At 53.0% G+C, this 13440-nt stretch carries 15 protein-coding genes, 1 tRNA gene and 1 pseudogene; 11 read left to right on the plus strand and 6 right to left on the minus strand.

All coding sequences use genetic code 11. The annotated features are described in order from the left end of the window. Positions 1 to 220 precede the first annotated feature (220 nt). From AB9F29_RS13080 to AB9F29_RS13095, 4 genes are all read left to right on the plus strand, one after another. The gene (locus tag AB9F29_RS13080) at positions 221 to 550 is read left to right on the plus strand and encodes a DUF1330 domain-containing protein (protein ID WP_335586530.1); all 330 of its coding nucleotides are present in this window, start codon (positions 221 to 223) and stop codon (positions 548 to 550) included. Between the two features lie 87 nt (positions 551 to 637). Then, a complete protein-coding gene (locus tag AB9F29_RS13085; RefSeq protein WP_369755994.1) occupies positions 638 to 1033 on the plus strand; it encodes a VOC family protein in 396 nt (131 codons plus the stop codon). 296 nt (positions 1034 to 1329) lie between these two features. After that, positions 1330 to 1788 (plus strand): NUDIX hydrolase, encoded by a 459-nt coding sequence (locus AB9F29_RS13090; protein ID WP_369755995.1) that lies wholly within the window; start codon positions 1330 to 1332, stop codon positions 1786 to 1788. A 323-nt stretch (positions 1789 to 2111) separates the two neighbouring features. Beyond that, complete coding sequence (locus AB9F29_RS13095) at positions 2112 to 2474, plus strand: nuclear transport factor 2 family protein (protein WP_369755996.1); 363 nt, start codon at positions 2112 to 2114, stop codon at positions 2472 to 2474. A gap of 267 nt (positions 2475 to 2741) precedes the next feature. On the opposite strand, the pseudogene AB9F29_RS13100 reads toward AB9F29_RS13095, so the two are convergent. Next, a pseudogene (locus AB9F29_RS13100) lies at positions 2742 to 2855 on the minus strand (IS30 family transposase); the annotation flags it as partial. 4 nt (positions 2856 to 2859) lie between these two features. Continuing rightward, positions 2860 to 3837 carry a GlxA family transcriptional regulator gene (locus tag AB9F29_RS13105; RefSeq protein WP_369755997.1) on the minus strand — a complete coding sequence of 326 codons (978 nt, stop codon included), beginning with the start codon at positions 3835 to 3837 and terminating at the stop codon, positions 2860 to 2862. 134 nt (positions 3838 to 3971) lie between these two features. On the opposite strand from AB9F29_RS13105, the gene AB9F29_RS13110 reads away from it, so the two are divergent. Then, positions 3972 to 4277, plus strand: a complete 306-nt coding sequence (locus AB9F29_RS13110; RefSeq protein ID WP_369755998.1) for a DUF1330 domain-containing protein — start codon at positions 3972 to 3974, stop codon at positions 4275 to 4277. A gap of 485 nt (positions 4278 to 4762) precedes the next feature. Here AB9F29_RS13110 and AB9F29_RS13115 read toward each other — a convergent pair. From AB9F29_RS13115 to pdxH, 4 genes are all read right to left on the minus strand, one after another. Beyond that, a tRNA-Pro gene (locus tag AB9F29_RS13115) sits at positions 4763 to 4839 on the minus strand. 41 nt (positions 4840 to 4880) lie between these two features. Then, positions 4881 to 5366, minus strand: coding sequence for a DUF192 domain-containing protein (locus tag AB9F29_RS13120; RefSeq protein WP_369755999.1), 486 nt, complete (start codon positions 5364 to 5366; stop codon positions 4881 to 4883). 11 nt (positions 5367 to 5377) lie between these two features. Then, positions 5378 to 5908, minus strand: coding sequence for a cold-shock protein (locus AB9F29_RS13125; protein WP_369756000.1), 531 nt, complete (start codon positions 5906 to 5908; stop codon positions 5378 to 5380). 125 nt (positions 5909 to 6033) lie between these two features. After that, positions 6034 to 6639 (minus strand): pyridoxamine 5'-phosphate oxidase, encoded by a 606-nt coding sequence (gene pdxH / locus AB9F29_RS13130; protein ID WP_369756001.1) that lies wholly within the window; start codon positions 6637 to 6639, stop codon positions 6034 to 6036. A 117-nt stretch (positions 6640 to 6756) separates the two neighbouring features. Here pdxH and fabI point away from each other — a divergent pair, with 117 nt between their 5' ends. From fabI to trpE, 6 genes are all read left to right on the plus strand, one after another. Further along, positions 6757 to 7566, plus strand: coding sequence for an enoyl-ACP reductase FabI (fabI, locus tag AB9F29_RS13135; RefSeq protein WP_039002141.1), 810 nt, complete (start codon positions 6757 to 6759; stop codon positions 7564 to 7566). Between the two features lie 3 nt (positions 7567 to 7569). Beyond that, positions 7570 to 8181, plus strand: a complete 612-nt coding sequence (locus AB9F29_RS13140; protein WP_369756002.1) for a LysE family translocator — start codon at positions 7570 to 7572, stop codon at positions 8179 to 8181. 36 nt (positions 8182 to 8217) lie between these two features. Next, a complete protein-coding gene (gene gpt / locus AB9F29_RS13145; RefSeq protein WP_039002139.1) occupies positions 8218 to 8721 on the plus strand; it encodes a xanthine phosphoribosyltransferase in 504 nt (167 codons plus the stop codon). A gap of 15 nt (positions 8722 to 8736) precedes the next feature. Beyond that, a complete protein-coding gene (locus tag AB9F29_RS13150) occupies positions 8737 to 9921 on the plus strand; it encodes an aminotransferase (RefSeq protein WP_369756003.1) in 1185 nt (394 codons plus the stop codon). An 88-nt stretch (positions 9922 to 10009) separates the two neighbouring features. After that, positions 10010 to 11863, plus strand: coding sequence for a SurA N-terminal domain-containing protein (locus tag AB9F29_RS13155; protein WP_369756004.1), 1854 nt, complete (start codon positions 10010 to 10012; stop codon positions 11861 to 11863). A gap of 61 nt (positions 11864 to 11924) precedes the next feature. Further along, a complete protein-coding gene (gene trpE / locus AB9F29_RS13160; protein WP_369756005.1) occupies positions 11925 to 13436 on the plus strand; it encodes an anthranilate synthase component I in 1512 nt (503 codons plus the stop codon). The last annotated feature ends 4 nt before the right edge of the window (positions 13437 to 13440 follow it).

A 13440-nucleotide genomic window follows, 5' to 3' on the forward strand; every position in this document is an offset into this window, starting at 1 on the left:
CCGATCCCAAATCTCAGCACGCTGTTCAGTTGAATAATAAATCCTACGACGATATTTCATGGCAAACACTCCATCTCTTCCTAAAGATTAAAGTGTTGCGTCGACCAGTTGAGGCCACCGCCCAAGGTGGACTTTGAATGTGGTGGGCAGACAGGAGTAGAAATCCCTTCTATGCTTGTCCCCGCTAACCAACAAAAACTAAATAGTAAGGGAGTGAAAAATGACTGTTTTTTTAATTGCCGACGTAAAGGTAACTGACGACGCATGGATTCCAGAATATGCAACCAAGGTTCACGACATAGTTGCAAAACACGGCGGCAAGTATCTATCGCGCAGCGGAAATATCGAAACGATTGAGGGTGAGGGTCTGGATACAACCTTGATCGCTCTCATTCAGTTCCCGTCCCGAGAGGCGCTTGATGCGTTTGCAAATGATCCCGAATACGCTCCGTTCGGAAAAGCGCGACAAGCCGGAAGCGTGAGCCGCTTTCATGTCATCGACGATACGGATCTTGCGGGCGCAATACCGTATCTTCCCGCTGCAGAGTAGCTGTCCCAATTGTGATTAAATGATTTCAAAGAAAGTCTCGGGGGCTCTTAAGTCTGCGAGACGATTTCAATCTAAGGAAAACAGAAAATGGCCAAGGCAATTCATAGCATGATCCGTGTAAAGGACAGGAAGAAATCCGTTAATTTCTATGAAGAGGCTTTCGGCCTAAGTGTGGCAGATACTTTCGATTTTGAAAATTTTACCCTAATCTACTTGTCTAATGAAGAGACCGAATTTGAGGTCGAACTCACCGTCAACAAGGCACAGAGTGGTCCTTATGATCTTGGGGATGGATACGGCCATATAGCGTTCAGTGTTCAAGATATCCATGCGGAACACGAGAGGCTGTCCGCGCTAGGTTTTCTTCCTGGCGACGTCAAATCGTTAGATCACGACGGAAAAAAGCTCGCTACATTTTTCTTTCTAGAAGATCCGGATGGCTACAAGATCGAAATATTGCAACGCGCAGGTCGATACATCTAGATAACTGATTTACTGCAGTACGATAGCAGGTCAAAGGCCCGCATTGAAGTGCGGCAGCTTTGTCCGCAGAGCGGAAGTTGGAACCTAACGCAGCGAACGGCGGGTCTGAGCCAACTTTCGCCGCGATTGCTTACAAAGCCAACGCTAATTGGGAAGGCGAGCGGTCGCTGTGCGGACTTTCCTGCCGTTCGTTTTCTTAGTTTCAATGTCCGCCTATAAGCCTATAAGAAACTAGGAAGGTTGAAGCGAGCCAAAAAGTTCACTCATCGCTGCCATGAGCGGAAAGGCAAACAGGCGTGACAAAAGCTCCGAAGGTTGCTGCTTTAGCTGTGATAGTCCGCGCGGATCAGGTTCTGCTGGTAAGGCGGAAAAATGAACCGGATGCTGGTCTCTGGGGCTTTCCTGGCGGGCATGTGGACCTTGGTGAAACAGCCCTTTCAGCTGCAGCCCGTGAATTAAAGGAAGAAACTAGCGTCATTGGCCGTCCCTTGCGATATCTCACGAATGTTGACGTCATTATCAAAGACGGGTCTGGTTTCGTAATATTCCATTTTCTTTTGGCGGCAGTGCTGTGTGAATATTTTAGCGGTGAACCCAAGGCAAGCGATGATGTCAGCGAGGCCGCATGGGTCCCCGTCGATGACGTTTTTTTCGGAAAAATTTCTTGCAGTGAGCATGTGGATGACGTCATTCGTATGGCGACAAGTTCTCAACTGTTATCTCAAAATGGCCACTCTGGGCACTTCGATAAGTAGGTCGAATTGGGCTCGTTGCTTCCGTTAGCTGCAAAACCCACGAAGGTCGGCTCTGGGCCGTTCGCGTCGCCTAAATTAGGGCTCAGTTCGAAACCATCGTGCTAACGCAGCGTTCGACACGAAGGGCGGAAAGAAGTCATTCGCTGCGCGGTGCATCAAGGTCGGAAATGCGGACTTTCCGGTCATTGCCCTAAATCGTTGTGGGCCATGATTGGCTCCGCAAAACTTCCCATAGGCACAGAATGAGGTGCCCGTTACGATGATTACAACCTCTCGATTTTGTGATAAGATCAGACTCCAACAACAAAAGTCAGGGGAAGAACATGTCAGATATTGATACAGTAAAAGCTCTCGACGCAGCAATTATCGATGGGATTAACGCGAAGGATGCGAACAAAGCAACTGCACCCTATGCCAAAGACGGCGCGATCATGCCGCCCGGAGCACCGACGATGTCGGGTCATGATGCCATCCGTGGCTATTGGCAGGCAGCAATTGACGGAGGCCTGAGCGACGTCGTGGCTAGTCCCACCTCTGCTGATGTCAGTGGGAACTTTGCTGTGACGATGGGAACGCTTGCCGCCTCGATGGGAGGGCAAGAGCTCGCCGGGAAATACATTTTGTATCTCCGAAACGGTAACGACGGCTGGAAAGTCCAGTGTGACATCTGGAACTTTGACGCGTAAAGTTAGTGGGGGGGGGTATCCCCCCTGCCAACCAATTCGGCTATTCGGCGATCAAGTCAAAACCATCGGGCATCGGCATGGCGTTGAAAAACTTTGCGAAATTCGCCCAAACGGCGCAGACCTTCTCCTAGTTGCTTTCGATACTTCCCATTTTCATACCTAGCCAACCTTCTGGAAGGAGCTATTCGCAGCGCCTCGAACCAACGACAGCTGTGCTGAAAACGGACTCTCGCTCAGATACCGCATTCAACAATAAGGGCGGTGGGTTCAACTGATGGACGCAACACACTGTCCAAGCTTCTCAGCTGGGGTTTGATATTGCAAGTTCTTGCGGGGCCGTTCGTTCAGTTGTCGTGCGATTGCGTTGAGTTTCGCTTGAGACTGACTAAATCTGACCGAACTTTTGCCTGTAAACGACCGGTGTAACGCTGGTATTACTTTTGAAAACCCTCCGGAAGAAACTGACGTTCTCATAGCCAGCATTCCGGGATATGTCCTCAAACGATTGATCGGTATTTATTAGGGCCTTTTTTGCCGCTTCGATCCTTACTAGTTGCAAGTACTTTATGCCGGTCTCACCTGTCGCTAACTTAAAGCGCCGGTTAAACTGCCTCAGACTCACGCCGGTTCTTGCCGCGAGTTCCTGCAGATTGACGTTTTTTTGATAATTTTCCTCTATCCAGTCCTGAGCCTTCAGTATTCCTCTGTCACTGTGATTTTTTTCCGGGACGAACACAGAAAATGGCGCTTGGGAGATCCGGTCCAGATCCGCCATCGTGCAACGCGCGCTTTGCAGAGCAATTTCCCGGCCACAAAATTTCCGGATCAGATACAGCGATAAGTTCAAATCCGCTGTGATCCCGCCGCCACAGAACAAATTTCCCTCATCGGTGACCATCAGGTCTGTGCGCAGCTTTACTTTCGGATAGGTCTTTTTGAATTGCCGGGCCATACCCCAATGGGTGGTCGCGCTTTTGCCATCCAGCAGGCCTGTGGCCGCCAGAGTGAACGCGCCGGTGCAGACACTTGCCAAGTCCGCCCCCTTTTTACTCCATTTTCCGAGCCAGTCCACGCGTGCAATGTGGGCCTCGCTTTGCAGATCAAAAAAGAAACCCTGCGATGGGATAATGATCAAATCCACGTCCTTAATGTCGTGCATTGCGCAGGCAGGCACGACCGGAACCTGATTAAGCGCCATGACCGGTTGTCCGTCAGAGGTGACAATTTTTACCTCAAAAGCCGGATCAGGGCGCTTGCCCATTGTCACATTCCACATCACCCCCGCTTGCAGGAACATATCCATTGGCGAGGCGATTGTTGATAGAACGCACCCTTCCGCAGCCAGAATAACAACTTTTTTCATACCAAATATGTCCTGATCAGACTTTAAATAGCCTTTATGGCGCTAAAATCCAGTTCCGTCATGCCCTAATGTTATCCCATCGCCGTGCGGCCAAAAACCGCGCATTCCGTGGAATTAAACCTAAGGATGAATCAATGCCCGCATATATGATGTCGAAAGTGACCGTGACCAACAAAGAGAAATTTGAAAGCTACCTCACAGAAACAAAAACCGTAGGCGCGAAATACGGCGGCAAACCAGTGGTTGTCGGCTCGCAACCCAAGATGCTGAATGGCAAAAGCGATGGCCATCACATGGTGTTCGTCGTTGAATTCCCGACGATGGAAAAGCTCGACGCCTGGCATAGCTCAGACGAATACCAAGCGATTGTATCCCTGCGCGACGAAGGATCAGATCAACACATGGTGGCCTATCAAGGTAAGGTGATGTCGCCGTCATAACGATCCAAGATGGGCGTTATGCAGATTGCAGTGTGACGCCCTTAAATCCCAGTCTCAATACTCCGAGTTACCCAAATACTTGAACTAGGATGTTGAACGGCAGCTTTGTCCGACGTTTCAGTCGACAAAAATGCTGCACCATGCATCAATGGCCGCTTCGATGGGCTCACCGCAACATCCTGAGGTGGTCGTGAACGGCGGCTTTGGGCCGAAAGCGCCATTTGAGCCTCATCGCTCGTACGGCTGCTTTGTCCGCATATCAAGCATTGGTACATATGATAGCGAATAGCCGCTTTCACCAAAATCACTTTGTTAAAAAATCGCCGTCACCATTGCTGAAAACCTTGGCAAGCCACAACGAACTCATACGGTTACCGCAAGTATCTGCGTCGAAGAAAAGAACAAAATGATTAGGAAACCGTAAACCGTATATGTAAACGGCTTGCTGGGATTTGATGAAAAGCAATGTAAGTCATTGCTTTAATTGGTCGGGACGGAAGGATTCGAACCTTCGACCTACGGTACCCAAAACCGTCGCGCTACCAGGCTGCGCTACGCCCCGACTGAGGGCTTATTAACCACCAGTCGCGGGAATGAAAAGCCCTAAGACGCGTTGCAGGGCCAAGAAGTTGAAAATTGATCAAAAAAACTGTGACGAATTTGGCTTCCTGCTTTAATTCCAAGGGTTTCGGCCATGCCGCCGTTTATTTCAAGAACGGCGATTGATCCGTCTGGTCCGGGAATATGCGTCTCGTCCAAGGGTTTTGCGCGCTCGTGAATGGCCAAGACTTCGCCATTGGGGGCGATAAAAAGCAAATCGAGTGGAATCAATGTGTTTCGCATCCAAAAGGCCATGGGACGCGGCGAATCATACAGGAAAAGCATGCCCGACATCCGTGGCATTTCGGTACGGTGCATCAGACCTTGCGCACGGGATTCGTTGGTATCAGCGATTTCGATTTGAAACTGGGCCTGCCCCCATAGCCCGCGCAATTCGGCGGTGGTGGGGCTGCAATCGGCTAGTCCCGCCGAAGCTATAAACCCCGACAGAACAAAAGGCGCCGTAAAGCGCAAAACATGTGTAAACATGCGAGACGTTGTTAGGTTTCTAAATCGCTGGATAACACAGCCTCCCAAGATGTCACGGACGCGGCCATTTGGCCCCGTTCGCCGTCCACGACCCGCATAGCAACCGCTTCTCCGGGTTGAAGGTCTGCAAGCCCCGCAAGGTGCAACACTTCCACGTGTACAAAAACATCTTCAGGATAGCCAAAAACATTGGCAAATCCAAATCCTTTAGTGCGATCAAACCATTTTATCCGCGCCGGAAGTAAGGGACCGGCTTCTCTTGCAACCGAATCAGAATCCCCTTCGCCCGTATCACTGTTTTTTTGGGGCGGTTTGATGGCTAAAACCCGCGTGGCCTGTATGCCGCGGCTGGTATCATGGATCTCGATTTCGACTTCAGCCCCTTCTGAGATAGAGCTTTGTCCAAAATTACGCAGCACGTTTGCATGCAAAAGGATGTCCGGCCCGTCGTCGTCGCAGACGACAAAGCCAAACCCTTTTACAGGATCAAACCACTTCACGTACCCATGAACGATACGTCCTATTGTTAATTCTATTGTCATCCCAATACGCCTATTTGGCGCCTTTTATTATGTCCTGCCCACGGTCCTTTTCGGCAAACACCGCCAAGGTTACAAGAGGTAATTTGAGATGTAGTCTAGAAGAAGTTAACCCCACGTCAACTAAACTATGGGTTGAGACGCACAATTTTCCAATCGGAATCAGCGTCTTCCCGAGTCCAACGGAACCGGTCATGGAGGCGAAATTCGCCATCCGCCCAAAACTCGATCTCTGTTGGTTTAATGCGGAATCCCCCCCAAAACGGGGGCCGCGCGGGGGCTGGCCCCTTGGCGAGGGTGATTTTTGCTACTTTCGCGACCAATGCGGATCGTGAACTCAAAGGTTGTGATTGATCCGACGCCCATGCGCCGAGTCGGCTTTTCAGGGAACGGCTGGTAAAATAGGCGTCCGCCTGTGGCCCCTCCTCCCGCTCTACATTTCCCCGCACACGGATTTGCCGCCGCAAGCTCTTCCAATGCATCACAAAACTAGCGGTACCGCTTTGGGCGATTTCCTGCCCCTTTGCGCTGTTGTAATTCGTATAGAAAACGAACCCAGCGGACTCTATTTCTTTGAGCAAAACCATGCGCACATTGGGCATGCCTTGGGAATCCACAGTCGCCAAAGCAATGGCGTTCGGATCGTTCGGCTCGCTAGTTTCCGCCTCGGAAAGCCACCTTTGGGCAATCACAAAAGGGTCGTCACCCGCAAAAATATCTCTTGTCTCGCTCATGGTCGCCTCAAAGTTTTCTGACTGGTCTATTGGTTGGAGCACGCCAACAGACTTGATGCAACACTGACTATCGCTTATGGCAGGTATAATTTGGGGCGTATAAACGTAGGATAACACATGAAACTGATGGACGGTAAACGTGGCCTTATTATGGGGCTCGCCAATGACAAATCTATCGCTTGGGGCATCGCAAAGACCTGTGCTGAACATGGGGCCGAGCTGGCATTCTCTTATATGGGGGATGCTTTTAAAAAGCGCGTAGAGCCACTGGCCGCGACCTTGGGTGTGACCCAGCTTTTTGATTGCGACGCCTCTAACGCCGAGTCGTTGGACGCGATGTTCGCGGGCATCGAAGAAGCGTGGGGCGAAATCGATTTCGTGGTTCATGCCATCGGCTTCTCGGATAAAAACGAATTGCGTGGCCGCTATGTTGACACGTCGGCGGCAAACTTCCGCATGACGATGGATATCTCGGTTTACACGTTTACTGCCGTTGCACAACGCGCAGAAAAACTCATGAAATCAGGCGGTTCCATGCTGACCCTCACCTATTATGGTGCCGAGCAAGTCATGCCGCATTATAATGTCATGGGCGTGGCCAAAGCGGCGCTTGAGGCTTCGGTGAAATACCTCGCCGAAGACCTTGGCAAAGACGGAATCCGCGTGAATGCAATCTCTGCGGGCCCTATCAAAACACTGGCCGCTTCTGGGATTGGCGATTTCCGTTACATCATGAAATGGAACGAATTGAACTCGCCCCTGCGCCGCAATGTCACCCAAGAAGAAGTCGGCAAGGCTGCACTCTATCTGCTTTCGGACCTTGGATCTGGAACAACGGGCGAGAATCTGCACGTTGACGCGGGCTATCACGTGGTCGGCATGAAAGCCGTCGATGCGCCCGATATCGACGCGACAAAAGGCAGCTAAACCATGCCCCTCGCCGCCTTTATTGCTGTCGCGCTTCTGCACCTTATGGCTGCTATCAGTCCGGGCCCCTCGGTCCTGATGGCGGCGCGCACGGGAGTCACCCATGGCTTTCGCGCAGCAACGGGTGTGGCCATCGGCATCGGAATCGGCGGCGTTATTTGGGCGGCGGCGGCCTTATTCGGCCTGTCGCTGCTTTTCGCGTATGCACCAATTTTATTGACTGTTTTCAAACTCGCGGGCGGCGCTTTCCTCGTTTATATGGCGATTAAACTGTTCAAACAGGCCGATACCCCCCTCAATACGGGCACCTCTGTGACGGCACCAAGTCTGGGTCGCGGCGTCCTTTTGGGGTTGATCACACAGTTGGCAAATCCCAAACCCGCGATCCTTTTTGCAGCCATCTTTTTGGGGACAGTGCCTTCGGACGCAGGCGCAACTGTCATCGCTGCTTTGCTCGCAATTGTCTTCTTTAACGAGACTGTTTGGAATATCCTTGTGGGGCGGATTTTCTCTCTCGAACGCACGCGGCGCAATTATCTCAATCTCAAAGGCACCATTGATCGCATTTTCGGTGGCCTCTTGGGGGCTTTAGGGCTAAAAATCGCCCTTACCTAAGTTACTTTATCTGCATGCAACCATGAAAGAGCTGCCATGACCGATCGTTTGCCACATGAAAAAGGCTTCCACATTAGCTGGGATCAAATCCACCGTGACTCGCGCGCTTTGGCGTGGCGGCTTGACGGCAAGGGGTCTGTGGATGGGTCTTGGCGAGCTGTTGTTGCGATCACACGCGGCGGCATGGCCCCCGCAATGATCATGGCGCGCGAATTGGATATCCGCACCGTGGATACAATTTCGGTCAAATCCTACGACCACCAAGACCAAAGCAAGGCGGAAATCCTCAAAGCGCCCGACGCGGCCCTGATGGGCGATGGCGAAGGCATTTTGATTGTCGACGATTTGGTCGATTCTGGCCGCACCCTTGAATTGGTCCGCGCACTCTACCCCAAGGCCCATTTCGCCACAGTATATGCCAAGCCAAAGGGCCGCGCGATGGTGGACACGTTCATCACCGAAGTTTCCCAAGACACATGGATTTTCTTTCCGTGGGACATGGCATTGCAATACGTCCAACCCTATCGCGGCAAAGATTAATTTTTAAGGTACAGCATGAAATTTACCCTCAATCCTTTGATGGAATCCACTGCTGTGCCTCCGGTAATGGAAGCGCGACGTTGGCTTGACGGGGTTTCCTTCTCAGCCGACCAGCCGTTGATCAACGTCAGCCAAGCCGCTCCCGTGGACACTCCGCCCGCCGAAATGCGCGCCGCGATGTCCGAGGCAATTTTGACCCAGCCCGACTCGCATCTCTATGGTGCCGTTTTGGGCCGTCAGGATTTACGTGCCGCCCTTGCCGCGCGTTGGGCCAAGGCTTATGGCGGCGAAGTTATCGCAGAAAATGTCGCAATTACATCGGGTTGCAATCAGGCCTTCGCAGCAGTGATCGCCTGTTTGGCGGGCAAAGGAGATGAGGTCATCATTCCGACTCCGTGGTATTTCAACCATCAAATGTGGTGCGATATGCAGGGGGTGCGTGCCGTGCCCCTGCCAGCGCAATCTGATCTTTTGCCCGACCCCGACGAGGCCCGCGCGCTGCTTACGCCCCGCACAAAAGCCATCGTTCTAGTCAGCCCCAACAACCCCGGTGGCGTCGAATACCCTGCCGAGCTGATCGCCAGTTTCCGCGACCTCGCACGTGAAAACGGCATCGCCCTGATTATCGACGAAACCTATCGCGATTTTCACAGCAAAACCGGCGCGCCGCACACCCTTCTGAACGATCCCGATTGGGATGACACGGTGATTTCGCTCTATTCGTTCTCCAAATCCTACCGCCTCACGGGCCACCGCGTTGGCGCAATCATCGCCGCTCCGCGCTTTCTGGTTGAGGTCGAGAAGTTCCTCGACACCGTCGCCATTTGCCCCAATCAACTCGGCCAGATCGGCGCGCTTTGGGGGATCGAAAATCTTGACGATTGGCTCTCAGGTGAACGCCTCGAAATTTTGGATCGACGCGCCGCGATCATCGAAGGGTTCCCCGCGTTAAAAGCACAAGGTTGGGAGCTCATGGGGGCGGGTGCGTATTTTGCCTATTTGCGCCATCCGTTTCAAATACCGTCAAACGAATTGGCCAAAAACTTGGTTAGTACAGCGGGCGTTCTCTTGCTTCCCGGCACGATGTTCCGCCCTGCGGACGACCCAAACGGAACGCGCGAAGTACGCGTGGCCTTCGCCAATGTTGATCGTGCCGGAATAACGTCGCTGTTTGAACGTTTAACGGCACAAAAAACCTAACCTTTTACGCTCCCGCGCCCTTACGCCCTTGCTCCCGTAGAACCAAACCCTTAAACATTCTGCAACAAGCGAAAAAGGGTAGGAAAATATGGCTATTGGCGGCAAACGTGGCATCTCACAGTTCTTTGTGTGGATCCTAATTCTCGGGCTTATTGTCGGGCTTGCGGGCTTTAGCATTACGAATTTCGGCGGTGGATCTACCCCCGTTGCCAAAGTGGGCAAAACCGAAGTCACCGCCGATGAGTATTACCGCGCCCTCAACAGTGAATTGAATCGGTATACTGAGCAATTCGGCACGCAAGTGACCCTTTCAATGGCCAATCAATTTGGCATTGACCAGAACCTGCGCCAACAGCTTTACGCCACGGCCGCCATCGACAATGAGGTGAAAAACCTTGGCCTTTCCGTCGGCGATGAACAGGTCGCGCTTGAGTTGCTTGAGCAACCCGAGTTTCAAGGCATTGATGGCAATTTTGACCGTGCGGGTTATGATTTTTTCCTTCAGCGCAATGGCCTTTCAGAGAAGCAGTTCGAAAATACGCTGCGTGTTGAAACTGCGCGAACATTGTACCAGCAAGCCATGGCGACGGGTATTGTGGTTCCTGAATCGCTGGCCGATCTGTCGATGGAATACATTGCCGGACGCCGCGATTTTGCATGGGGTGTTTTGAACGAAACAAACCTCGCAGAAGACATTCCAGAGCCGACCCTTGAAGAGTTAACCGCTTATCATGCTGAAAACCCAGCGGATTTCACCCTTCCTGAGAAGAAACGCATCACATACGCGTGGGTTTCACCCGCCGATTTGATCGACACTATTGAGGTGCCAGAGGAAGACCTGCGCGCCCTTTATGACGACCGCGCGGAAATCTATATCGTACCTGAGCGCCGGATGGTCGAGCGTCTTGCCTATCCTGACCTCCCAGCTGCCGAGGCCGCAAAAACCCGTCTAGATGATGGCGCCGCGACCTTTGGTGATTTGGTCACTGAACGCGGACTGACACTCTCGGATATCGACTTGGGCGATGCAACTCGAGCCGATCTTGGCGATGCTGCAGACGCCGTTTTTGCCATGACCGAGCCGGGTGTTTTGGGACCCTTGGAAACCAGCCGCGGCCCAGCTTTGTACCGCATGAACGCCATTTTGACGTCACGCGAAACCTCCTTTGAGGACGCCAACGACGAGTTGCGCACAGAATTGGTGGAAGACGCCGCGCGGCGGTCAATTGAAGACAGTCTTGAAGATTTGGACGACCTTTTGGCCGGCGGAAACTCCCTCGAAGATCTTGCGAATGAAACCAATCTTACGTTGGGCACCATCGACTGGTCTGAGGATGTCACCGAAGGTTTGGCGAGCTATGACGCCTTCCGCACAGCTGCGGCAGAGCTGAATGCGGGCGACTTTGAAAAGGCGATCCTGCTAGATGATGGCGGTGTTTTTGCCATGCGTCTCGACGAAGTCCTTGCGCCCCGCTTGCAGGATTTGGCGGACGTGCGCCCCGAGGTTACCGCCGCATGGCGCGACGCGCAAATTCGTGCCGCGCTCACCGAAATGGCAACCACATTCTTGGCCGAGTTCGAAGCCAATGAGGCCCCTGAAACCATGGGCATGGACATCACCATTGAAACCGGCTTGACGCGCACCGCCTTTATCGACGGCACGCCGGACGATTTCTTGCAGCGTGTATTTGCGCTTGCGGATGGTGAAGTTGCGTCCTTCCCCCATGAAGACAGCGTTATTTTGGTGCGGGTGGACGGGCGCAGTGGTCCAGACATGGAAGACCCCGAAATCGTCGCCTTGCGGGAGAGTTTGGAACAACAGATGGCTCAATCCATGTCCAGTGACGTGTTGATTTCCCTGTCGGCAAAATTGACCACCGAGGCGGGATTGACGATCAATCAGGCTGTGATCAACTCTGTGCATGCAAACTTTCCACAATAATAACACAACCAGATAACGGCCCTGTTTTGCGGGGCCGTTTTTTCTTTCTATGGAGTTCTCCGTGTCCCTTACGCCATCTTTTGACAGTTTTGAAACGGGCTATAAAGCGGGCCGGAACCAAGTGGTTTTCACGCGCCTTGCCGCCGATTTGGACACACCTGTGTCGCTCATGCTCAAGCTGACACAGGGTCGCAAGGACAGCTTCGTTTTGGAAAGTGTGACCGGCGGCGAGACCCGTGGCCGCTATTCCATCATCGGCATGAAGCCCGATTTGATTTGGGAATGTGACGGAAAAAACAGCCGCCTAAACCGCGAAGCGCGCTTTGATCGCGAGGCGTTTGCGGCCTGTTCCGCAGACCCGCTGACTGCGCTGCGCCAAATTATCGAAGAGAGCCGCATTGATATGCCGCCCGAGTTGCCAAGTGCGGCTGCGGGCCTATTTGGCTATCTTGGCTATGATATGATCCGCCTTGTGGAGCACTTGCCCGACGTCAATCCTGATACGCTTGGCCTTCCCGATGCCGTGATGATCCGCCCCTCCGTGGTGGTGGTGTTGGACGGGGTGAAGGGCGAGGTCATTGTCGTGTCGCCCGCGTGGGCCAATTCGGGGCAATCCGCCCGCGCCGCCTATGCCCAAGCCGCCGAACGGGTGATGGATGCCGTGCGCGATTTGGAACGCCAGATGCCGGATGAAACACGGGATTTGGGGACCCAAGCCGAGCTTGGCGATTTGACGTCGAACTTCACCCATCAAGGGTATTTAGAGGCGGTCGAGAAGGCCAAAGAATACATCCGCGCGGGCGATATTTTCCAAGTGGTACCGAGCCAACGCTGGACCCAAGATTTCCCCCTGCCGCCTTTTGCGCTGTACCGTAGTTTGCGCCGCACCAACCCGTCGCCCTTCATGTTTTACTTCAACTTTGGCGATTTTCAGGTCATCGGCGCCAGTCCCGAAATTCTGGTGCGGGTGTTTGACAAACAGGTCACCATTCGCCCCATTGCTGGCACCCGTCCTCGTGGCAAAACCCCGCAAGAGGACCGCGAACTTGAGGCCGATTTGCTGGCCGACAAAAAAGAACTCGCCGAGCATTTGATGCTACTTGATTTGGGCCGCAACGACACGGGCAAGGTTTCAAAAATCGGCACGGTGAAGCCCACCGAGCAATTCATCGTCGAGCATTACAGCCACGTGATGCACATCGTTTCCAACGTTGTTGGCGAGTTGGCCGACGACCAAGATGCGCTCTCGGCCTTCTTTGCGGGCATGCCTGCGGGCACAGTTTCGGGTGCACCGAAGGTCCGCGCGATGGAGATTATCGACGAACTAGAACCGGAAAAACGCGGGGTTTACGGCGGCGGTTGTGGGTACTTTGCAGCCAATGGTGACATGGATATGTGTATCGCCCTGCGCACCGCGGTGCTTAAGGATCAGAAGCTCTATATTCAGGCCGGTGGCGGCGTTGTCTATGATAGCGACCCCGAGGCCGAATATATTGAAACCGTCAATAAATCGAAAGCGATACGGGCCGCCGCCGAGGGGGCTGGCCTGTTCACACGTTCGAGAAACTCCTAGATTT

The organism is Falsihalocynthiibacter sp. S25ZX9, assembly GCF_041205405.1.
GTDB classification, from domain to species: Bacteria; Pseudomonadota; Alphaproteobacteria; order Rhodobacterales; family Rhodobacteraceae; genus Falsihalocynthiibacter; species Falsihalocynthiibacter arcticus.

Excerpts from the sequence above, each read along its gene's own strand:
- AB9F29_RS13150 (WP_369756003.1), top strand. The coding sequence starts at position 8,737 with ATGAAATTTACCCTCAATCCTTTGATGGAATCCACTGCTGTGCCTCCG.
- AB9F29_RS13105 (WP_369755997.1), bottom strand. The coding sequence starts at position 3,837 with ATGAAAAAAGTTGTTATTCTGGCTGCGGAAGGGTGCGTTCTATCAACA.
- AB9F29_RS13085 (WP_369755994.1), top strand. The coding sequence starts at position 638 with ATGGCCAAGGCAATTCATAGCATGATCCGTGTAAAGGACAGGAAGAAA.
- pdxH (WP_369756001.1), bottom strand. The coding sequence starts at position 6,639 with ATGAGCGAGACAAGAGATATTTTTGCGGGTGACGACCCTTTTGTGATT.
- AB9F29_RS13095 (WP_369755996.1), top strand. The coding sequence starts at position 2,112 with ATGTCAGATATTGATACAGTAAAAGCTCTCGACGCAGCAATTATCGAT.
- AB9F29_RS13120 (WP_369755999.1), bottom strand. The coding sequence starts at position 5,366 with ATGTTTACACATGTTTTGCGCTTTACGGCGCCTTTTGTTCTGTCGGGG.
- AB9F29_RS13140 (WP_369756002.1), top strand. The coding sequence starts at position 7,570 with ATGCCCCTCGCCGCCTTTATTGCTGTCGCGCTTCTGCACCTTATGGCT.
- gpt (WP_039002139.1), top strand. The coding sequence starts at position 8,218 with ATGACCGATCGTTTGCCACATGAAAAAGGCTTCCACATTAGCTGGGAT.
- AB9F29_RS13125 (WP_369756000.1), bottom strand. The coding sequence starts at position 5,908 with ATGACAATAGAATTAACAATAGGACGTATCGTTCATGGGTACGTGAAG.
- AB9F29_RS13080 (WP_335586530.1), top strand. The coding sequence starts at position 221 with ATGACTGTTTTTTTAATTGCCGACGTAAAGGTAACTGACGACGCATGG.
- AB9F29_RS13110 (WP_369755998.1), top strand. The coding sequence starts at position 3,972 with ATGCCCGCATATATGATGTCGAAAGTGACCGTGACCAACAAAGAGAAA.
- fabI (WP_039002141.1), top strand. The coding sequence starts at position 6,757 with ATGAAACTGATGGACGGTAAACGTGGCCTTATTATGGGGCTCGCCAAT.
- AB9F29_RS13155 (WP_369756004.1), top strand. The coding sequence starts at position 10,010 with ATGGCTATTGGCGGCAAACGTGGCATCTCACAGTTCTTTGTGTGGATC.